Annotated in this window: 11 protein-coding genes; 5 read left to right on the top strand and 6 right to left on the bottom strand. The window is 72.7% G+C overall.

Features of this window, described 5'->3' with window-relative positions; genetic code table 11:
- Nucleotides 1–23 precede the first annotated feature (23 nt).
- The 4 genes from RCO28_RS25390 to RCO28_RS25375 all read left to right on the top strand — a co-directional run bounded on the left by RCO28_RS25390 (nucleotide 24) and on the right by RCO28_RS25375 (nucleotide 8,527).
- Nucleotides 24–842, top strand: a complete 819-nt coding sequence (locus RCO28_RS25390) for a TylF/MycF/NovP-related O-methyltransferase (protein WP_308943582.1) — start codon at nucleotides 24–26, stop codon at nucleotides 840–842.
- Nucleotides 843–1,035: 193 nt separating this feature from the next.
- Complete coding sequence (locus tag RCO28_RS25385; protein WP_308943581.1) at nucleotides 1,036–4,554, top strand: bifunctional glycosyltransferase family 2 protein/CDP-glycerol:glycerophosphate glycerophosphotransferase; 3,519 nt, start codon at nucleotides 1,036–1,038, stop codon at nucleotides 4,552–4,554.
- Nucleotides 4,551–7,370 carry a CDP-glycerol glycerophosphotransferase family protein gene (locus RCO28_RS25380; RefSeq protein ID WP_308943580.1) on the top strand — a complete coding sequence of 940 codons (2,820 nt, stop codon included), beginning with the start codon at nucleotides 4,551–4,553 and terminating at the stop codon, nucleotides 7,368–7,370. Before RCO28_RS25385 ends, RCO28_RS25380 begins: the two co-directional genes overlap by 4 nt.
- Nucleotides 7,367–8,527 carry a glycosyltransferase gene (locus tag RCO28_RS25375; RefSeq protein WP_308943579.1) on the top strand — a complete coding sequence of 387 codons (1,161 nt, stop codon included), beginning with the start codon at nucleotides 7,367–7,369 and terminating at the stop codon, nucleotides 8,525–8,527. The genes RCO28_RS25380 and RCO28_RS25375 overlap by 4 nt, the downstream gene beginning before the upstream one ends.
- Before the next feature lie 283 nt (nucleotides 8,528–8,810).
- Here the strand turns inward: RCO28_RS25375 and RCO28_RS25370 are convergent, their stop codons facing one another.
- From RCO28_RS25370 to RCO28_RS25345, 6 genes are all read right to left on the bottom strand, one after another.
- Nucleotides 8,811–9,665 carry a class I SAM-dependent methyltransferase gene (locus tag RCO28_RS25370; RefSeq protein WP_308943578.1) on the bottom strand — a complete coding sequence of 285 codons (855 nt, stop codon included), beginning with the start codon at nucleotides 9,663–9,665 and terminating at the stop codon, nucleotides 8,811–8,813.
- A gap of 71 nt (nucleotides 9,666–9,736) precedes the next feature.
- On the bottom strand, nucleotides 9,737–12,001 hold the full coding sequence (locus tag RCO28_RS25365; RefSeq protein WP_308943577.1) for a bifunctional glycosyltransferase family 2 protein/CDP-glycerol:glycerophosphate glycerophosphotransferase: 2,265 nt from the start codon (nucleotides 11,999–12,001) through the stop codon (nucleotides 9,737–9,739).
- A gap of 195 nt (nucleotides 12,002–12,196) precedes the next feature.
- A complete protein-coding gene (locus tag RCO28_RS25360; protein ID WP_374991245.1) occupies nucleotides 12,197–13,000 on the bottom strand; it encodes a carbohydrate ABC transporter permease in 804 nt (267 codons plus the stop codon).
- 116 nt (nucleotides 13,001–13,116) lie between these two features.
- The gene (locus RCO28_RS25355) at nucleotides 13,117–14,493 is read right to left on the bottom strand and encodes a carbohydrate ABC transporter permease (RefSeq protein WP_374991242.1); all 1,377 of its coding nucleotides are present in this window, start codon (nucleotides 14,491–14,493) and stop codon (nucleotides 13,117–13,119) included.
- A gap of 4 nt (nucleotides 14,494–14,497) precedes the next feature.
- The gene (locus RCO28_RS25350) at nucleotides 14,498–15,880 is read right to left on the bottom strand and encodes an extracellular solute-binding protein (protein ID WP_308943575.1); all 1,383 of its coding nucleotides are present in this window, start codon (nucleotides 15,878–15,880) and stop codon (nucleotides 14,498–14,500) included.
- Nucleotides 15,881–16,264: 384 nt separating this feature from the next.
- Nucleotides 16,265–19,897 carry an FHA domain-containing protein gene (locus tag RCO28_RS25345; RefSeq protein ID WP_308943574.1) on the bottom strand — a complete coding sequence of 1,211 codons (3,633 nt, stop codon included), beginning with the start codon at nucleotides 19,895–19,897 and terminating at the stop codon, nucleotides 16,265–16,267.
- Nucleotides 19,898–20,399: 502 nt separating this feature from the next.
- On the opposite strand from RCO28_RS25345, the gene RCO28_RS25340 reads away from it, so the two are divergent.
- Nucleotides 20,400–22,034 carry a serine/threonine-protein kinase gene (locus RCO28_RS25340; protein ID WP_308943573.1) on the top strand — a complete coding sequence of 545 codons (1,635 nt, stop codon included), beginning with the start codon at nucleotides 20,400–20,402 and terminating at the stop codon, nucleotides 22,032–22,034.
- The last annotated feature ends 34 nt before the right edge of the window (nucleotides 22,035–22,068 follow it).

Here is a 22,068-nt window from a genome sequence, read left to right as displayed (position 1 = left end):
GCGCGCGCGTATCGTCCCGCCGCATGGCATGGCGAAACGCAGTGAACGGCGTACTGAAGCAGCTGACCGGATACCACCTGACCCGGGCGACCGCCCCCGCCCCGCAGCCGGCCGGCCCCGCCGCGCAGGCCCCGGCGCCCAAGGCGAAGCCGAAGCCCAAGAGCCTGGTGTTCCCGGACGACTACGACGACGAGGCGAAGGCGATCATCCGCGAGGTGAAGCCGCGCACGATGACCTCGCCGGAGAAGCTCAACGCCTTCATTCTCGCCATCCGGCACGTCGTCAACCACGACATCCCCGGCGACATCGTGGAGTGCGGTGTCTGGCGCGGCGGTTCGATGCAGGCCTGCGCCAAGACCCTGCTCTCGCTCGGCGCCACCGACCGCCACCTCTACCTCTTCGACACGTACGAGGGCATGACCCCGCCCACCGAGGAGGACGTGCGGCGCGACGGGAGGCACGCGCGGGAGCTCCTGGAGGTCCAGGGCAAGGACCGCCCGATCTGGGCCGTCGCCGACCTCGACGACGTCAAGTCCGGCTTCGAGAGCGTCCCTTACCCCGCGGAGCGGATGCACTACGTCGTCGGCAAGGTCGAGGAGACCGTCCCGGAGCAGGCCCCCGAGCAGATCTCCATCCTGCGCCTCGACACCGACTGGTACAGCTCCACGAAGCACGAACTCGAGCACCTCTACGACCGGTTGGCGCCCGGCGGCGTCCTGCTCATCGACGACTACGGCTACTGGCAGGGATCCCGCCAGGCCGTCGACGAGTTCCTGGAGCGCACCGGCGAGCGGCTCCTGCTGCTCCGCATGGACGAGGGGCGGATCGCCGTCAAGCCGTAACAGGCCCTTCGCACAGGCGAGTTGAGCCGGTCCCGGTCACACGGTGTGAGCGCCGTGGGGTCGGGATCGGCCTGTTTTCACTCGAACGGCCGTCATGGGGTGACTGTGCGAAGCGCCACCTGTTGTTAACCCGTAGGCCTGTAAAAGGGCTTGTCTGTGTAGCCCTGCCGCCCGGAAGGATCGTGTGCACCGCATGGCACCCCGCCTCAGCGTCGTCGTCCCCGTCCACAACGTCGAGGACTACCTCGGCGCCTGCCTGCAGTCGCTCGCGGGCCAGACCATGACCGACCTCGAAGTGGTCATGATCGACGACGGCTCCACGGACGGGAGCGCCCGCATCGCCCGCGAACACGCCGCGCGCGACCCGCGGTTCAGACTCGTCCAGCAGGAGAACGCCGGCCTGGGCGCGGCGCGGAACGCCGGGGCGCGGCACGCCCGGGGCACACATCTCGCCTTCGTGGACAGCGACGACCTGGTGCCGGTCGACGCGTACGAGAAGATGCTGGCGGCCCTTGAGGAATCCGGGTCCGACTTCGTCAGCGGCAATGTGCACCGGCTGCGCGTGAACGGCAGGACCGAGCAGTCCTGGATGTTCAAGAAGGCGATGCGCGCCACGCGTGCGGCGACCCACGTCAGCCGCGACTGGTCGCTGCTCGCCGACCGCATCGCCTGCAACAAGGTGTTCCGCAGGGAGTTCTGGGACCGGCACGAACTCGCCTTTCCCGAGGGCGTGCTGTTCGAGGACACGCCCGTCATCGTGCCCGCGCACTTCCTCGCCGACTCCGTGGACGTGCTGCACGACACCGTCTACCTCTGGCGCGACCGCGACGGCTCCATCACCAACCGCCGCACCACCCCCCGCGCCGTCGAGGAGCGCACCGCCGCCTGTACGACGGCCTCCGCGTTCCTCGCCGAGCGGGCCGCGGCCGCCGAGCCGGGCTCCGAGGGACACACCAAGTGGGCCGAGGGCAAACGGCGTTACGACTCCTCCGTGCTCGTCACCGACCTGCGCTACTTCCTCGACGTACTGCCCGACGGCGACCCCGCCTACCACGAGGCGTTCCTGGAGCACGCGGGCGGATACGCCGCCACCGTCGACCGCTCCGTGCTCACCGGCCTGCCGCTGCACCTGCGCGTCAAGTGGCAGCTCGTCACCGAGCGCAGGATCGACGAGATCCTCGCCCTCCTCGCGTACGAGAAGGGCCACCCCGGCGCGTTCCGGGTGCGGGGGCTGCGCAGGCGGCGCGCGGAGTACCCGGTCGTGGCGGGCGCGCCCCTGCCCCGCGACGTGACCGCGCTGAAACGATCCGAGCTCCCGCTCGTCACCCGGATCTCCCAGGCCGAATGGCGCGACGGCAAACTGCACCTGAAGGGCTTCGCCTACCGCCGCAACCTGCCCGCGGGCCGCCTCGCCGGGCGCGTCAAGTTCGTCTGGCTGCGGCTCGGCAAGCGGCGTCTGCTGCCGCTGAAGGCGCGTACGACCGCATCGCGCGAGGCCACGTACGCGTCGCGGCAGGGGCTGCACCGCTACGACTGGGCCGGGTTCGAGGCCGTCGTCGACCCCGGGAAGCTGCTGACCTCGCGGCGCAGCGCCGTCTGGCAGGCCGAGACGGCCGTGCTCGGCGGCGGGGCGCTGCACCGCGGGCCGCTGCGGATGGCGGGCGGCGCGATCCCGGCCGCCGTGCACTATCTCGACGAGCACGCGCGCGTGGTGCCGGTTCTCAGCCGCGGCCGCCTCCAGCTGAAAGTGGAGCGCACCCTCGCCCAGCTCACCGGCCACCGCCAGGAGGGCGACGAGATCGTCTTCGAGGGCAGCCTCCTGGAGCCGGTCACCGGGATGCGCCTGCGGGTGGAGAACTGGCACTCCAAGGAGGGCGTCGACGTCCAACTGGAGGTGGAAGGACGGACGTTCACCGCGCGTGTGCCGCTCTCCGTGTTCGCGCCCGCCGAGGACGCGGAGCCGCGCGAGGCCGAGCCCTGGGGCGCGTATCTGCTGCGCGCCGACGACAGCAGGGTCCCGGTGGGAGCCCGGGACACGCTTCCGTCCGGGCGGTACGCCCTTCGCCCCGGCCGCGAGCTGTATCCGACCGCCAACGCCAGCGGCAACCTGGAGCTGCGCGACCAGACCGTACGCCCCATCGCCGAGACCCTGACCTGGGACGACGGCGGCGAACTCACCATCGGCGGCAGCTTCCCCGCGCTCGACACCGGGCCCGTCGACCTGGTCCTGAGGCACAGCGGATACGGCGAGGAGATCACCCTGCCCGTGCAGCAGGACGACGGGCGGTTCAAGGCCGCCCTCGCGCCCGCCGCCGTCGCCGGGCTCGCCGGGGAGCTGCCGCTCGCCGAAGGCCGCTGGTACCTGTACTTCCGGGCCGCGGGCGGACTCGGCGAGGCCCTGCCCATGCACGTCGCCCCCGGACAGCACCAGGCTCTGCCGCTCGTACGCACCCTGGGCGGAAGGGCGTTCAGCCTGGAGCGGCGCGCCCACGACCGGCTCCTCATCGCCTCCGGCAGCGCCCTGCCCGAGGCCGACCGCGGCGCCGTGCGCCAGAGCGAACTCCGCGCCCACTACCAGGAGTTGCGCGCCTCCCCGCGCCGCGATGCCGTCCTCTACAGCAGCTTCGACGGCCGCCAGCACTCCGACTCGCCGCGCGCCGTGCACGAGGAACTCGCGGGCAGAGACCTCGGGTTGGAGCACCTGTGGGTGGTCCGCGACCAGCAGGCCGTGGTGCCGCCCAGCGCCCGGCCCGTCGTCCTGTGGAGCGCCGAGTGGTACGAGGCCCTGGCCCGCTGCCGGGCGATCGTCACCAACACCCAGCTCCCGCAGTGGTTCGAGCGCGCCGAGGGCCAGACCGTCGTCCAGACCTGGCACGGCACCCCGCTCAAGCGCATCGGCCGGGACGTCACGGGCAGCGTCTCCGCCGACCCCGCCTACATCGCCACGCTGCCAGGGCGCGCCGCCCAGTGGAGCGCCCTCGTCAGCCCCAACCGCGTCTCCACCCCCATCCTGCGCAGCGCCTTCGGGTACGAGGGCGAGGTCCTGGAGTACGGCTATCCCCGCAGCGACCTGCTGCACGCCGCCGACCGCGCCAAGGTCGCCGCCGCCGTCCGCGAACGCCTAGGCATCCCCGACGACGCCAAGGTCGTCCTCTACGCCCCGACCTGGCGCGAGAACCAGCCCAAGACCGGCGGCCGCTACGGGCTCGACCTGCAGCTCAACCTCACCGCCGCCGAACGCGCCCTCGGCGAGGACCACGTCCTGCTCGTGCGCCGCCACTACCTCGTCGGCGGCACCGTCCCCGGCAGCCGCTTCGTCCGCGACGTCACCCGCTACCCGGACGTGGCCGAACTCCTGCTGATCAGCGACGTGCTGGTGACCGACTACTCCTCGCTGATGTTCGACTTCGCGCAGACCGGCCGCCCGATGCTCTTCCACACCCACGACCTCGACCACTACCGCGACACCCTGCGCGGCTTCTACTTCGACTTCGAGGCCAAGGCGCCCGGACCGCTCATCGCCGGGCAGGAGGAACTCCTCGACGCGCTGCGCGACCCCGAGGCGGCCACCGCCGGACACGCCGCCGCGTACGCCGCGTTCCGTGAGACGTACTGCGACCTCGACGACGGCCGCGCAGCCGCCCGCGTCGCCGACTACGTGCAGCACGGATTCGCGCAGAACGGACTCGCGCAGAACGGAGGCAGGCCGTGAACACCCCGGAGTTCAGCGTCGTCGTGACCCTCGGCGACGACCCCGACGCGATGACCGCGACCGCCGAATCGGCGCTCGGCCAGAGCCTGCGCTCCGTCGAGGTCGTGCTCGTCGGAGACCGTACCGACGCGGACGTACGCCGCACCGCGACCCTCCTCACCGCCCGCCACCCCGACCGGGTCCGCGTCATCGACGCCCCGCAGGAGGTGCGCGGCGCCGCCGCCCTGCGCAACCTCGGCCTCGACGCCGCCCACGGCCGCCACGTCCTGCTCCTCGACTCCGGCGAACGGCTCCAGGCACACGCCCTGCGCAACCTCCTCCAGGCCGCCCGCCGCACCGACGCCGACCTGGTCGCGGGCCGCTGGACCCGCCTCGCCGGACCCGGCGGCAAGCAGCAGGGCCCGCCCTGGCAGGACGCGCTGCACGCCCGCACCCGCACGGTCACCGACCTCGCCCAGGTGCCCGAACTCGTCGCCAGGGACGCCCTGGTGAGCGGCTTCTGCCTGCGCCGCGACGCCATGGACCGGCACGCCCTGCGGCACGCCGAGGACCTCGCCCGCAGCGAGGTGCACTTCGGCGTACGGGCCGCGCTCGCCGCCCGCCGCATCACCCTCGTACCGAACCTGATCGTCACCCACCGCGCCCCCGTCGACCACGGCACCGACCTGCACGCCCTGCTCGAAGCGTCCGGGCGGATCGGGCTCCAGCTGGCGCGCCGCGACCTCACCGAGCTGCGTGACGCCCGCGAGCGGGCCTTCGTCACCGACCATCTGCTGCCGCTCGCCCGCAGCTTCCTCCGGCTGCCCCGCGGTGAGCGCGCCGAGCTCGCCGCCCAGGCCCACGCCCGCCTCACCGCCCATATCGCCCCCGAGCGCTGGGCCGACCTGCCGCCCGCGGAGCGGATGTGCGTGACCCTGCTCGCCGCCGGGGATCCGGACGGCGTGCAGGCCGCCGCGTACGCCCTGGCCCGGCACGGCACCGTCGTCTCGCCGCTGGTCGAGTGCGACGGGCGGATCCACTGGAGCGCCGCGCACCCTTCGGACGTCGGCGAACTCGGCCACCAGCACCGCCCGTTCGAGGCCTTGAGGCTCTTCAACCGGCTCACCCGCTGCACCGCCGAGGCCGGCCGCCTGGAGCTGGCGGGCGAGGTCGTGCTCCCGCTGGACAAGCTCCCCGCCGCCACCGACGTCACCGTCCGGCTCGAACTGCGGCTGCGCGGCGGCAAGCGGGTCTTCCGGCTGCCCGTCGACGAGGCCGTGCACCACGGCGAGTGGCTGGGCTGGCGGCTCCGGGTCGATCCGGCGCTGCTGCCCGTACGCGGTATGAGCGAGCGCATCTGGGACACCCGGATCGTGCTCACCGCGGGCGGCGAGAGCGCCCTCGCCGAGGTGTTCGCCGAACGCGAGGTCGTCGGCAAGGGCGGCCGCTTCCCCGCCAGGCCGCGCCTGTCCGGCCGGCTCTCCGCCGACACCTGGCTGCCGTACGCCACCGCGGGCCATCACCTCGCGCTCGAACTGCAGGCCTGCCGCCGCCCCGCCCGCACGATCCGCCGCCTGACGACGTACGTCACCCACTTCCGGCCCACCCGCAAGGTCCGGCAGCTCCTCAAGACCCTGCGGCAGAAGCGTGACCGGCTGCACTCCGGATCCGTCAAGGTCCGCGTCTACAACCGGCTCCTGGTGAAGCTCCCGGTCCGCCGCCGCTCCGTCGTCTTCGAGGCCCACATGGGCAAGGCGTACGGCGACAGCCCCCGCGCGATCCACGAGGAGCTGCGCGCCCGGGGTCCGAGAACGCGCAGCACCTGGTCCTACGCCTCCTCGCCCGCCGGTTTCCCGGCGGACGCGAAGCTGGTGCGGCGCTGGTCCTGGCGGTACCTGTGGGCCCTGGCCCGCGCCGAGTTCTGGGTCGACAACCAGGGCTTCCCGCACGCGCTCGACAAGCCCGCCCACACCACGTACCTGCAGACCTGGCACGGCAGCGCGTACAAGCGGATGGGCTTCGACGAGACGCGTGTGCGGATGCAGAACACGCCGCAGCGCGCGAAGCTGCAGCGCGCCGTCGACCGCTTCGACCACTTCCTGGTCCGCTCCGAGCACGACGTGCAGACCCTCGCGCGCGCCTACCGGCTGCCCGAGAAGAAGCTGCTCCCGCTCGGCTACCCGCGCAACGACCGGCTCGTCGCCGCCCGCGCACGCGACGAGACCGAGGGCCGCTTCCCCCGCCCCGCACTCGCCGCCCGGCTCGGCATCCCGGACCACAAGAAGATCGTCCTGTACGCGCCCACCTTCCGCGGCACACCGAAGGACGGACGGCCGCACCAACTCCGCGTCGACGTACGGAAGTTCACCGAGCAGCTCGGGGACGGGCACACGCTGCTCGTGCGCGCCCACTACATGGAGCGGGCGGAGCTTCCGGTGTGCGCCCCCGGCACGCTGCTCGACGTCTCCGACCACCACGACGTCAGCGAACTCCTCTGCCTGGCCGACGTGCTGGTGACGGACTACTCGTCGATCATGTTCGACTACGCCCTCCTGGACCGCCCGATCGTGCTGTTCGCACCCGACCTGGACGTGTACGCCGCCGAGCGGGGCAGCTACTTCGACCTGCGGGAGCGGGCGCCCGGCCCCGTCGTCGAGACCGAGGACGAGCTGCTGCGTACGCTCGCCGACCTCAAGCCCGCCGACACCGGGCACGCCGAGCAACGCCGTGCGTTCGCGGCCGAGTTCGGGACGTACGACCGCGGGGAGTCCGCGCGTGCCGTCGTCGACGCCCTGTTCGCCAGGCCCGCGAAGTCCGTCAGGAGGAACCGCACATGAGCACGGCAGCGGACGTCCGGGAGCGGGACATCTTCCTGTTCTCCAACAGCACCGACGAACTGGGCGGCGTCACCGCCTGGATGCACCAGATGGCCCGGCTCTTCCGGACCCACGGCCACCGCGTCCACACCCTCGGCGTGCACCCCGCCGAGCTCAAGCTCACCCTCCCCGAGCCCCTCGGCTACCCGATGACCGCCCTGCACCCCGCCCACCCGCCGGCCCCGCGCCGCCTCACCGGACCGCGCCGCCTCCGGCCCGCCGAGCGGCGCCGGGAGGCCGCGCGCGCCGCCGACAAGCAGCGGGCCGTGGACGAGCTGTCCGCCCTGTTCCGCGCGGCCCGCCCCGGCGGCGTCGTCATCGTCACGCAGGTCTGGCCGATGGAGTGGGTCCGCGCCGCCGACACCGCCGGGCTCACCGTGATCGGCATGAGCCACGAGTCGTACGCGTACACCAGGGCCTGTCACCGCTACCGCTGGATCAAGCAGAACTATCCGCACGTCGACCGCTGGCTCACCCTCACCCAGGAGGACGCCGACGACTGGATCGCCGACGGCATGCACAACGTCGGCTTCATGCCCAACGCCCTGGCCCACCTGCCCGAGGTGCCCTCGCCGCGCACCGAGAAGGTGGTCGCCTCCATCGGCCGCCTGCACGACCAGAAGGGCATCGACATGCTGCTCGACGCCTGGGCCCTGGTCGCCCCCGAACGCCCCGACTGGACCCTGCGGATCTACGGCGCGGGCGTCGAGGAGGCCGACCTCAGGGCCCAGTGCAAGGGGCTCGGGCTCGACGGGTCGGTGCGGTGGCTGGGACGTACGGACGATGTGCCGGGGGCGCTCGCGGGCGCCTCGGTGTTCGTGCAGTCCTCGCGCGGGGAGGGGTTTCCGCTGGCGCTGATGGAGGCGATGGCGAGCGGGGTGCCGTGTGCGGCCTTCGACTGCGCGCCGGGCGTACGGGAGATCGTCCGGGACGGCGAGGACGGGTTGCTGGCCCCTGCCGGGGACAGCGCCGCCCTCGCCGACCGGTTGGTGCGGCTCACCGGGAATCCGCGGTTGCGGGATGCGATGGGGGTGCGGGCCCGCAAGAACGTCCAGCGGTTCTCCGAGGTGGAGATCCTGCGGGCGTGGGAGGAGCTGTTCGGGCTGCTCGAGCTTTAGGCCGACCGTCCCGCACCGTCGACTCGCGTGCCGTCGTTCGGACCCCCTCCCCGCCCCTTCCCGAGGCCTGCGGCGCTTGTCGTTCGGCTGCCGCGCCCTCGTGGCTGGGCGCGCAGTTCCCCGCGCCCCTGAAAAACCCGCCCCACCGGCAAATCCAGCCCCTCAGGCGTTTGAGATGGGGGTCCCCCCTGCTCGAGCGAAGCCGAGAGCTTGGGGGAGGGGTCTGGGGCGGAGCCCCAGTTTCGGGAAGGGGCGGGTCAGGGGAAGAAGCCCCCGGCAGGGCTCAGCGGCGGCCCTTGAGCGTGCGGGCCAGACGGGCCAGACCGGTGTGGGTCGGCTCGGCGGGGGCCGGGGTCGGGGCCGGGGGTTCACCCTCGTAGCGGGACCGCGGCTGCGCCGGGGCCTTGGCCTTCTTGCCGTCGATCCGGATCAGCGGGTATCCGGCGACCTCCTCCACCCCGTGCCACAGATCCTTGCGGGTGCGGAGCATCTCCCGCAGCTCCCCGTGCACCTCGTCGTACGCCCCCCACGTCCCGTAGAACTTCGTGGCCGTGATGCACAGCGGCTTCAGGCCCGTCGTGGCGACCGCGCCCCAGGTGGCGGCGGCGACCCCCGGGCAGTGCTCGGCGCGGAAGTCGTCCAGGACCACGATGCCGTCGGGGCCGAGGAGTTCGCGGGCGGCGAGGATGTCGCCGTGCACGTGCTCGTACAGGTGCGAGGCGTCGATGTGCGCGAAGCGGCAGCTGTCCGGGGCCACCTCGTCGGCGATGACCGAGGACGGGGCCTGGAGGATCGTCGGCAGCTCGTCGTGGAAGGAGCGGTAGTTGGCCTCGAAGGCGCGGCGGGTCAGCGTCGAGTAGGAGCGGTTCATCTCCTTGGAGTTGGGGTCGTCGGGCGCGGGGGAGTCGAAGAGGTCGCAGACCGTGAAGGTCTCGCCGTCCCGCAGGTAGGAGCCCATGAAGATGGCGCTCTTGCCGAGGTAGGCGCCGAGTTCGAGGATGTCGCCGCGCTGGTCGCGCTCGCGCTGCCGGTCGAGGAACCAGTCGAAGAGCAACTGGTCGGCGGGGAAGAACCAGCCCTTCACATCGGAGAGCCGCGTGGGGCGGGGCAGTGCCTCGGTGGCGGACGTGGTGCTCATGGGTGCTCCTGTTGTCAGGTGCGTGCGATGGGCATCGTGGTGCGCGTGGGGGGTGACGGTGCGCTGCTTCTTCAGTTGTCGTTGGTGGGCAGCAGGGCGCCGGGTACCGGCCCCTGCGACTGCTCGGGCAGGTGCTCGCCCACCGGTGGGACCGGTGCCGGGCGGCGGTCGGCGAGCGGCAGCACCGGCGGCAGACCGGCGCTCTGGCCGAGGAACACATGGCGGACCACGCGCTCCGCGGCCCGCCCGTCGTCCAGGGCGCAGAACCGCTCCCGGAACGCGGCCCGCAACTGCGCCGAGCGCGAGCCGCGCCAGTGGCCCGTGGCGAAGATGTCGATCAGCTCGTCCTCGTCCTGCGCCAGTGGGCCCGGCGGGCAGGACCGCAGGTCGAAGTAGGTGCCGCGGGTCGCCTCGTACACCTCGCGGTCGTCGGTGAACAGGACGATCGGGCGGTCCAGATTGGCGTAGTCGAACATCAGCGAGGAGTAGTCCGTGATCAGCGCGTCGCTCGCCAGGCACAGCGACTCGACGCTCGGGTGGTCCGAGACGTCGACGATCCGCGCGTGCTCCCCGCCGCTGAGGGGTTCGCCGTACGTGGGGTGGGCGCGGGTCAGGACGGTGCAGCGGGGGCCGAGTGCGCGCAGCACCCGGTCGAGGTCGAGGGGCCGGTGCTGGCTGCGCCGGTGGTCCCGGGCGGTCGGGGCGTACAGGATCGCGAGGGTGCCCTGCGGGATGCCGAGGCTGTCCCGGAGGTGGGCGACGTCCTGCGAACCGGCGTGCAGGAAGCGGTCGTTGCGCGGCTGTCCGTACTCCAGGGTGGTGTACGAGCCGGGCAGGACGCGCTCCCGGACGAGAGTGGAGTGGCGGTTGGCGGACAGGACGTAGTCCCAGGTGTCGGCGTCGTCGAGGAGCGCCGCGAAGTCCGCTCCGCGGGCGGCGGCCGGGCGGTCCTGAAGGTCGAGGCCCATCCGCTTGAGCGGGGTGCCGTGTTCGGCCTGGACGCGGACCTGGGCGCGGCGTTTGACCAGGCGGTGGCCGAGGTCGGTGCCGAGGACCAGGTACTTGGAGCGGGCCAGGGCCGTCCAGTACGCGGCGGTGCCGGGGGTGATCCTCCTCGTGGCTGTGGGGACGGTGTGGTGGTGGGCGGGCCCGGCGATCCACGCGGTGCGGATGTGCGGCGCGAGTTCGCGGACCTTCTCCTCGACGGCCCCCGGATCGCCGCCGTGCCCACGTGCCCGGTACGCGGCGAACACCGCGCGGTCGTCCCGTACCGGAAGGCACAGCTGGACCCGGTAGTGCAGCCGCAGCAGTCCCGCCCGCGCGTCCCGCCGCACGGCCTTGACGAGGGTCCGGAGCCGGAGCTTCGCGGCCTTGGCGAGGCGCAGCGCGCGGTACGTGCGGTGGGCGGCGAAGCGGATGAGGCCGTGCCGCACCCGGGCGCGCGGGTCGAGCCGGAGCCCGGGGACGTGGTGGCGGCGGTACTGCTCGCGGGCTCTGCGCAGGAACTCGGGGCGGCTGCGGCGGGGCAGCCGTTCCGGCCTGGCGAAGACGGTCGCGTAGTGGTCGACCATGCGTCGGAACACGACGGGCCGCCACGCGGCGAACTCCGGCCGGGCGTCGAAGTGCGCGAAGACCCGGTCGTACTGGTCGAAGATGTCGAAGTGCTTCCGGCTGGTCGTGCCGAGGATGTTGCCCTGGCGGCGCTGCCGGTAGTGCACGCACACCCGGTCCAGGGTGGCGATCGTTTCCGCTGCCATCAGAACTGGATAGGTGAACGGGGTGTCCTCGTAGTAACCGGGAGGGAACCGGAGGCCCTCCCGCTCGATGAACTCCCGGCTGTAGGCCTTGTTCCACACCACCATGAGCAGCTTCATCAGGCCCGGCCGGTCGGCGAGCCGGAAGGGGGCCGGGCCGTCCTGGGAGAGCTGCGCGGCCTGCATGTTCCGCACTTCGCGGCCGGTCCAGTAGGTGCGGGCGTAGTCGTAGATCAGGACGTCGGGGGAGCCGGTCTCCTTGAGGCGGTCGGCGGTGGCGGCGAGGGCGCCGGGAGTGAGGGTGTCGTCGCCGTCCAGGAAGATCAGGTAGTCGCCGGTGGCGTGCTCCATGCCGGCGTTGCGGGCGCGCCCGAGGCCCACGTTCTCCGTCAGGTGCACGGGCCTGACCCGCAGGTCGGCCGCCGCGAGCTCGTCGATGATCTCGCCCGAACCGTCCGGTGAGCAGTCGTCGACCGCGATCAGCTCCAGGTCCGTGAAGGACTGTCTCAGGACGGAGTGGAGCGATTCGTACAGGTATGCCTGCACCTTGTATGCGGGGACGATGACACTGAACCGGGGCAAGGCACATCCATGGGTGGGCGCGGGCATACTGCCCGACAACCCCTAAATGGAGGGTCCGGTTACGCCGAATGTGCCAAAGGGGTGAGGGCGGCCCGCGGAATCCCGCCCGAGACCGCCCTCGTGGGCTACGTGGTCAACTCACGTACGAATCCGGCAAGTTGAGCCGAACGGAGTACGGTGCGTGACCCGCCGCCGCTACTTGACGGCGCCAGCCATCACCCCGGAGACGAACTGCCGCTGGAAGGCGAAGAACACGGCGAGCGGGATCACCATCGACAGGAACGCGCCCGGCGCGAGGATCGAGACGTTGTCGCCGAAGTGCCGCACCTGCTGCTGGAGCGCGACCGTGATCGGCGGGTTCTTGGAGTCGGCGAAGATCAGCGCGACCAGCATGTCGTTCCACACCCACAGGAACTGGAAGATGCCGAGCGAGGCGATCGCGGGCCCGCCGAGCGGCATCACCACCCGGAAGAACAGCCCCAGTTCACCCGCGCCGTCGAGCCGGGCCGCCTCCAGGAGCTCCCTCGGGATCTCCGCGAAGAAGTTCCGGAGCAGGAAGATCGCGAACGGCAGGCCGAACGCCACATGGAAGAGGATCACGCCGAGCGTCGTCTCGAAGATCCCGATGGTGCCGAAGAGCCGGGACACCGGAAGCAGCGCCACCTGCACCGGCACCACGAGCAGCCCCACGACCCCGAGGAACCACCAGTCGCGCCCCGGGAACTCCATCCACGCGAAGGCGTACCCGGCGAGCGAGCCGATCACCACCACGAGCAGTGTCGACGGGACCGTGATCGCCACCGTGGAGAGCAGCGAGTTGGTGATCGTCTCGTCCCGCAGCAGGTGGGTGTAGTTCTCGACGGTGATCTGCGAGGGGATCGTGAACACCTCCCACCAGCCGCTCGCGCTGATGTCGGCGGGCTCACGCAGTGAGGACAGTGCGAGACCGATGGTCGGCACGAGCCACAGCAGGCCCACGACCAGGAGGAACACCCGCATCAGGCCACCGCTGAGCGCCCCGGCGATCCGGGACGCGGCGGACCGCTCGGCCTTCGTCCGGCTGCCCTTCTCCGTCCGGCTCTCCTGCTCCGTCCGCGCGGTGTCGCCGAGCGCACTCATCGCCGCACCTCCCTGCGCAGTCGCCGTACGTTGAAGGCCATCACCGGGACGACCAGGAGGAACAGCAGCACCGCGATGGCGCTCGCGACGCCCGAGTCGCGGTCCACGAAGGAGTTGTAGAGCTGCAGCGCGAGGACGTTGGCGTCGTCGCGGACGTCGCCCGGCGCGATGATGAAGACCAGGTCGAAGATCTTCAGGACGTTGATCATCAGGGTCACCAGGACCACCGCGAGCACCGGCGCGAGCAGCGGCACCGTCACCCGGCGGAAGACCTGCCACTCGCCTGCGCCGTCCACCCGCGCCGCCTCCAGGAGCTCCCGCGGAATGGCCGCGAGCCCGGCGGCGATCAGCACCATGGCGAAGCCCGCCCACATCCAGACGTACGCGAGGATCACCGACAGCGTCACGAAGTTGACCCCGATGAACGGCAGCACCTTGTCCGGGCCCAGCCAGTCGACGCCGTTGTAGGGCTCCCTGAAGTTGCCTGCGGGGAAGCGGAGTCGGGCCCCATCGGCCTTCGCGGACAGCTCGAAGGTGCCGTCGGCGGCGGCCTTCGTGGACTCCACGACCTTGCCGTCCTTCACCGCCTCGATCGTGATGCCCGGGTAGCCGGACTCGGAGGCGTCCGGGGCGTTGCGCTCGCCCACGCCCTTGCCGAGCGTGAAGTCCTGCCAGGCGGTACCCGTGACCTTGCCGGGCTCGGCCGCGGCCGCCTTCGCCGGTGCCGCCTCGCCCGGCATCTGCTCCTTGGGCACGCCGAGCAACGGCAGCGCGACGGGCTCGCCCGCCGCCACCGTCGTACGCGTGATGAAGCTGCCGCCGCCGCCCGGCTTCAGCGGCGACTCCTGGCCCGGATGCGCCTTCGGGAACGCCGAGGACTCCGCGAACGAGTCGTGCACACCCACCCATACGGCGTTCAGCGCACCCCGGTCCGGGTCCTGTTCGTAGACCAGGCGGAAGATGATGCCCGCGGCGAGCATCGAGATCGCCATCGGCATGAACACGAGCAGCTTGAACGCCGTGCCCCAGCGGATCCGCTCGGTGAGCACCGCGAAGATCAGGCCGAGCGCGGTGGCGATGGTCGGCGCGAGCACCACCCAGATCGCGTTGTTGCGGATCGCGGTGAGGATGGTGTCGTCGGTGAACAGCGTGACGTAGTTGCCGAATCCGGTGAAGTCGCCGGACTTGTCGAAGAAGCTGCGGTGGACCGAGTACCCGATCGGGTAGACCACGAGCGCGCCGAGCAGCACAAGCGCGGGCAGCAGGAAGGCCGTGGCCATGCGCTTGCGCGTGCCGGTGACGCTGCGCTTGTGGGTGCCTTTGACGCTCGTGGTGCCTGCCGCCGGAGTTCCGGCGCGTACCTCCGAGGCCACCGTGTCAGTCCTTGTACGCCTTGGCCGCGGCGTCCTCCAGGGCTTTCTGCGTACCCGCGACGTCCTTCGGGTTCTTCAGGAAGTCCTGCAGCGCCTTCCACTCGCCCTTGCCGGGCGTGCCGCCGAAGGCCTGCGGCGCCTGGTCGGACATGTCGAAGCGGATGTCGTCGCCCGCCGCGATCAGGGCCTTGGCGATGTCGCGCTGCACGTCGTTGGGGTACACCGCGAAGTCGAGGTTCTTGTTCGGCGAGACGAATCCGCCCGCCTTCGCCCAGATCGCCGCCGCGTCCGGCGAGGCCAGATACGTGAGCAGGGCCTGGGCGCCCTTGCTGTCCTTCAGGGCGACGGCGGCGTCACCGCCGACCACGGCCGGGGACTCCTCGCCGACCGCCGGGAAGGGGAACACCTTGGCGTCCGTACCGATCTTCGCGTCCGTCTCCGCGATGGCGAGCGAGACCATGTCGCCCTCGAAGACCATGCCCGCCTTCGGCTGGTCCCCGCCGACGAAGGTCTGCTTGACCGACTCGGGGAACTCCGTGCCGAGTGCGCCCCGTTGGCCGCCCGCGACGAAGCCCTTCTCGCCGAACAGCTCACCGAGTGTGCTGAGCGCCTTCTTCACGGACGGATCGGTCCACTTGATCTCGTGCTGGGCGAGCTGGTCGTACTTCTCGGGCCCCGCCTGGGAGAGGTAGATGTTCTCGAACCAGTCGGTGAGCGTCCACGCCTCGGCGCCGCCGACGGAGACCGGGGCGATGCCCGAGTCGTAGATCATCTGCGCGGTCTGCAGGAAGTCGTCCCAGGTCTTCGGCTCCTGCCCGCCGGCGTTCTCCATGACGGCGGTGTTGTACCAGACGAGCGACTTGTTGGCGGCCTTGAAGTACACCCCGTACTGCTCGCCGTCGACAGCGCCGAGCTCCCGCCACCCTGCGGCGTAGTTCTTCTCCAGCTGCTTCTGCGCCTCCGGCCCGACCGGCTTGGCCCACTTGTTGGCCACGGCCTGCTCGATCGCGCCGACCTGCGGCAGCATCGCCACGTCCGGCGGCTCACCGCCCGCGACCTTCGACTCAAGGAAGCCGATGATCGGGTCCTGCGCCGGTACGAAGGACACCTCGGCGCCGGTCCGCTTCTCGAACTCGTCGAGCACCTGCAGGAACACCTTGCGCTCCGCACCGCCCCACACGGCGGCGACGGACACCTTCTGGCCGTCGAGCTCGGGCAGTTTCACGGTGGGCTTCTGCGCGGCGCCGCCCTTGCCCTCGCCCTTCTCGCCCTCCCCGCCGCTGCCGCACCCGGCCAGCGCGAGCGCCCCGACGGCAACCAACGCCACGGCGACTCTGCCTCTCCCAACTTCCTTACGTGTACGAAGAGTTGTACGCGTTGTACGCATCTCTGCCCCGTCTCGTGAACGCCGTGCGGTGCGCTGTTCGGACAGGTCTACGCCCGGGACCCACCTCGGGCAATAGCGCCTGCGAGGCGGGGTGGACGATCGTGATCGGCTCGTGATGCTGCGATGCGGTGTTTGCCCCTGGTTTTTAGGGGCGCGGGGAACTGCGCGACCAGCCACGACGGCGCGGCAGCTGACCAAACAGCGCCGCAGCCACGCGGCGCCAGCCGCATATCGGACACAGTCGGGAAGGGGCGGGGAGGGGATCAAAACCAGCCTGTCCGGCGCTTGAGGACGAGCCCGAAGGGCGATCGACGGCGCCCGAGCCGACGGGACGGGACCTCGTCCGGAAAGAACCCGGGACGGGACCGCGTCCGGAAAGACCCCCTACCCCGCCGGAACGGACGCCGCCCGCTCCAACGCACTGGCAAGCAGCGCCAAGTCGGTCGGCCCGTTGCCCAGTTCTCGTACAGGGCGGCGCTCCGGAGGATCCCCCATCCGGTGCCACTCCAACGGCACCGCCGTGGGGCGGAGCGTGGACGTCCGCGGAATACGCCCCGTCACCCGCCCCGCCTGGAACGGAGTTTCCGCCCCGGCCGCCGTGTGCAGCCACCCACGCCCCGGCGCCGGATCCTCGGGCGCCGCGGAGGGGGCGTCGAGCACGATCCGCAGGGTAGCCCGGCGGGCGAGCTCCGTCTCCGCCGTACGCTCCGGGCGTCCCGACGCCGCCACCAGGTGCACACCGAGCCGACCCCCCTCGCGTGCGACGGCCTCAAGGGCGCGGACCACCGAGCCCGCCGACGGCCGGCCGGGCGCGCCCAGGGCCGGGGCGACCAGCGCGTCCAGGTCGTCCACGACCACCACGAGGCGCGGAAGGGGCGAATCCGGCTGGGGCTGAGCCACGGCGGACGGCTGCCCGGCGCCACCGGAACCGCCCGTACCATCCGAACCACGAGCGGCACCCGCCGCCGAACGCCCTTGCGGCGGCCGCAACTTGAGGGTCGTACTCGGCGGACTGTCCAGGTCCCCGGAGCCGGAGAGATCCCCGGAACCGGACAGGTCCGCTGCGCCACCGGGCCCGGGCCCGGCCCCGGAGCGACCGGCCCCGCTCGCGGAGCGGCTGCGCTGCGGGACGAGCCGCCGCGCCACCGCCTGCTGCGTATGCCACTCCGCGAAGTCGATCCGGCCGAGCAGCTCCGCCCGCCGCTTCAGCTCCGCCGTCAGGGCCTGCGCGAACTCCCGCATCCGTACGGGGTCGTTGGCGGCCAGATGCGCCGTCACGTGCGGCAGGTCCGTGCAGACCCGCAGTCCGTCGCCGCGCTCGGTGCCCGCGCCGTCCACCAGGACCAGGCGCAGCCGGTCCGGCCGCTCCGCGGAGGCCAGGGCGGCGGAAACGGAACGCAGCAGTTCCGTACGGCCGCTGCCCGCCGGGCCCTCCGCAAGGAGGTGCGGGCCCGCCGCCACGAGGTCGGCGCAGAGCGGGCCGCGCGGGCCCGCACCGAGCACGGCCTGGGCGCGGCCGCCCAGCGCGTCGGGGTCGTCCGCTGCCGCCGCCCATCGCGCCATCAGGGAGGCAGGGGTGGCGCGGGCGAGCCCCAACTCGTCGAGCAGGCGGGCCGCTTGAGGCAGGGGCGCGGCCACGCGCGCGTGCCGCTCGCCGCCCGCGTCCGCAGGGCGCAGCGGCGCCAGGGCGCGGGCGAACCGCTCGGCCCACGCGGCGGACACGGCGTCCACCGAGGCGACGGTGCCGTGCCCGACCGGTCGGCCCTGCGACGTACGCAGCAGGCGCAGCGCGGTCGCCACATCACCGCTCAGGAGCGCCACGGCACCACACGCGCGGAACGCGGGCGAAGCCGCACAGGCCGCCTCGTACGTCGCCGTCATCGGGGACGCGGGCGAGGCGGCGGGCGTCTCGGCGAGACACAGCACATGGATACCGGCCGCCGGCCCCTCGGCCGTCAGGCGCACGGTGGCCTCCCGCAGCGCTGCCGAACCCGGGTCCCCGTCGACGACGAGCACGGTGAGCGGGCCGGTGAACTCGCGTCGCTGTGGGGCCTGTCGACCGCCAGTGGAGGCCGGGGTGGCGGCGCTGGTCGCGCCCGCCGCCGCCTCGGCCGTGGGGGCGTACGCCGGGCCCGTCGAGGCTATGGACTCCTCGGGGGCCGCCACCTCCGGCCTGGACGCGTCCGGCGCCCCCGAGCCGACCGCACCGCCGGTGACCGGGCCGCGGCCCTCCTCCTGAAGGTGCTCGTCCAGGCGGCGCAGCAGCTCGCCGGTCCGGGCGGCGGCCTGCTCGCGGTCGTACGCGAACAGCAGTCGGCAGTCCTGGCCGTGGCCGGGGCGCACGTGCGGGAGCCAGCCGAGCCAGGACCACTGCGCGGTGCGCTCCTCGATGCCGCGGCCCCGGTCCGTGCTGATGAGCACGATCTCCAGGTCGGTGGGGGAGTGCAGTGCGGCGAGCTGGGCCAGCGCCGCGCGGGCGAGCCCGGCCAGGCGCGGCCGGGGCCCGGCGAGGCCGAGCGCGCCCGCCTCGCGCAGCCCGACCGTCACGGGCACGGCCGGAAGGAGTCCGCCGTCCGGCGCCGTCCGGTCCGCTGTGCCGAGCCGTACCGCCAGTGCCTCGGGGTGCGAGGGGTCGCGCTCCCACAGCCGTGGTCCGGGGCCGAGGGCGGTCAGGAGCAGCGTGGCCGGATCGGGCCAGGCCTCCGGAACGGCCGGCTCCACGGGCGCGAGCGCCCCCGCCGGGACGGCCCCCTCCGCCTCACGTTCGGTCCGCCCGCCGGTGATGCGCCGCGCCCAGGCGCCGATCCCGCCGCGCCTGCGCACCTGCCGCGGCACGGTCGTGCCCCGCGCGGGCGTCCCGGTGCGGTTCCGTTCGTACGGGTCGTACGCGTCGTACGCGGTGTCGTCCTCGTCCGCCGGACCCGTCGCGTACGGCTGCGGTGAGCCGGGTGCGTCAGGTGCATCGCCCCTGCCCGCGCCGGATGAAACGCCCCTGCCCGTACCGGATGAAACGCCCCTGCCCGTGCCGGATGAATCACCCCTGCCCGTGCCGGATGAATCACCCCTGCCCGTACCGGAGTTGACGCCGCCCGCGGTGCCGGGCGCCCCGCCGGAGGAGATCCCGCGCGCGTTGGTGGCGTCGTCCGGCGAGCCGTACCCACCGTCCCCGGGCGGCGTTCCGGGTCCGGACGCGCCCTGGCCCGGCGCGCGACTCGGCTCGTTCGCGCCCTGGCCCAGTGCCCGACCCGGCCCGTCCGCGCCGGAGAAGGGCGCCGATGCCCCGTATCCCCGGACCGTTGAACCCAGCGGGGGCTGTCCGCCGGACTCGGCCGCCACGCGCGCGGAGGGCGGGCCCGGGTCCGGCTCTGCGCCGACGCGCAGCTGGCCCTCGCCGTCCGCGAAGGCGGGGAGCGGCGGCTCGTCCCGCGCGGCGCCGAGCCGGAGCGTGGACTCGCCGACCCGCAGCAGCGCGCCCGGCGAGAGCCGCACCGGGCGGTCGGTCACCGGGCGGCCGTCGACCGATGTGCCGTTCGTCGAATTCAGGTCGGAGACCGAGACACGGCCGTCCTCACCGACCGTGACCGCGCAGTGCAGCCGGGAGACGTCCGGGTCGTCAAGGGGCACGTCCGCGTCGGCGGAGCGGCCGATGCTGATCCGGCCGCCGTGCAGCAGATGCACACCGCCCGCGTCCGGACCGGCGACGACATGCAGCCGGGCCGGGGCGCCCGAGGTGGACGGGGCGGGCTCGGCGGGGCCCTGCAGGGAGAGCACGGCGCCGTCGATCAAGGGGGGCTCGCCGAGCGTGGCGGTGGCGGCGTCCAGGCGGTCCCTGCCCGCGTACACCACCGCCGGGCCGTCCGGGACTCCTGCAGCCGCCGCCAGGCCCGAGGCCACGGCGGCAAGGGCGGTCCCGGTGGGCGCCGTGACCAGCACGTCACAGGCACGGGGCGGCGCGCCCTGGCCGGACTGCGGGGTCCGGCCGCCGGGCGGCCCGAGGACAGACAGCCGGATCTGCATCGCCGTCAGCGGTCCCTTCTGCGCGGGTGCCCGGCAGGAGGACGGCCCATGTGACTCCCCCCACCGAACACGGCATGGCTCCGTGCTGCTGTGCATCCTCGCACCTGGCACTGACAACACGCCCGCCACCCACCATCAAGTGATCTTGATTGGCTGGGTCTGCTCGCAAAAGTGCCTGCACAGGCCGGATGGGATCGTTGTGGACGGCCCGCCCGGACGTCCGCGGCAACCAACCACCGCAGTCGCACGTCTTCCCCTTCAGCCGCTTCCACCGCGTACACGGGACGCACAGGAACGTGTACGAGGGTGGCGCCTGGGCAGACAACGCCAGACCGGCGCCGTCCGGGCCCCACTACAGTGGATCGGCAACACTGGACGAGCACCCGCGCGAAAGCCCGCGACGAGTCGGCGACCAGCAGCACTGACCAGAACCGGTGATCAGCACCAGTGACAGCAACCGGACATCAGACCAGCAGGACCAGATCGACAGGGAGCGCATGACGTGCGGCCGGTAGGCAGCAAGTACCTGCTCGAGGAGCCGCTCGGACGCGGCGCCACGGGCACCGTCTGGCGAGCCCGCCAGCGCGAGACCGCGGGCGCCGAGGCCGCAGTGGCCGGGCAGCCCGGCGAGACCGTCGCGATCAAGGTCCTCAAGGAGGAGCTGGCGAACGACGCGGACGTCGTGATGCGCTTCCTGCGCGAACGCTCCGTGCTGCTCCGCCTGACGCACGAGAACATCGTCCGCACGCGCGACCTGGTGGTCGAGGGCGATCTGCTCGCCCTGGTCATGGACCTCGTCGACGGCCCCGACCTGCACCGGTACATCCGTGAGAACGGCCCGATGACCCCGGTCGCGGCCGCCCTCCTGACCGCGCAGATCGCCGACGCGCTCGCCGCGAGCCACGCCGACGGCGTCGTGCACCGCGACCTCAAGCCCGCCAACGTCCTCCTCAAGGAGGACGACGGCGGCATGCGCCCGATGCTGACCGACTTCGGCATCGCCCGCCTCGCCGACTCCCCGGGCCTGACCCGCACCCACGAATTCGTCGGCACGCCCGCGTACGTGGCGCCCGAGTCCGCCGAGGGCCGCCCCCAGACCTCCGCCGTGGACATCTACGGTGCCGGAATCCTGCTCTACGAACTCGTCACCGGACGCCCGCCGTTCGCCGGCGGCACCGCACTCGAAGTGCTGCACCGGCACCTCAGCGAGGAGCCGCGCCGCCCCAGCACCGTCCCGCAGCCGCTCTGGACCGCCATCGAGCGCTGCCTGCGCAAGAACCCCGACGAACGGCCCAGCGCCGAGAGTCTCGGCCGCGCCCTGCGCACCGTCTCCGAGGGCATCGGGGTGCACGCGAACTCCGCGCAGATCGCCGCCGCCGAGGGCGTGGGCGTCCTGCTCGCGCCCGACCCGGCGCCCGCCCCGGTCCCCGGGACCCCCGGCGCCGCCGACCCCACCCAGGCGCTGCCGAGCAACGCCGGTTCGTACGGCGACGCCGACCCCAACGCCGCGACCAGCGTCATGCAGCACACCGGACCCTCGGGTTCCGGTGACGCGGACCCGACCTCGGTGATGCCGCCCGTGCCGCCGCGTCCCGACGGGCCGCCGGAGCCGGACGGCCCGCACCCCTGGGAGAACCAGCTCCGCGCGGCGCGCGATCGCAACGAACAGACGCAGGTCCAGCAGTACCTCGACCCGAGCCAGGACCCGCTGCGCCGCCGCCGTCCGCAGCGCCAGGTCCAGCAGCCGCAGCAGCAGGCCCCGGCCGGGTACGGCCACCCGCAGCAGCACCAGCCGCAGCGGTACGCCCCCGCACCGCAGCCCCAGCAGCCGCCGCAGCGGTATGCGCCGCCGCAGCAGCCGCCCCGGCAGGAGCGCCCGCCGCGCGAGCCGCGCCGCAGCGCCAACCCGATGCGGATCCCGGGCCTCGGCTGCCTCAAGGGGTGCTTGTTCTCGCTCGTCATCCTGTTCGTGGCGGGCTGGCTGATCTGGGAGCTGAGCCCGCTCCAGGAGTGGATCGGCACCGGCAAGAACTACTGGGAGCAGCTCTCCGACTGGTTCACCACGGTCACCGGCTGGGTCGGCGACCTCGGCGGTGACTCGGGCAGCACGGGCGGCGGCTCGGGCGGCACGCAGTAGCCGTACGACCTCCACCGCGGAGCCGTACGACGTC

This window comes from Streptomyces sp. LHD-70, assembly GCF_031157275.1.
Lineage (GTDB): Bacteria > Actinomycetota > Actinomycetes > Streptomycetales > Streptomycetaceae > Streptomyces.
The sequence above is the reverse complement of the archived record's forward strand: the minus strand, read 5'-3'. Positions and strand labels throughout refer to the sequence as shown.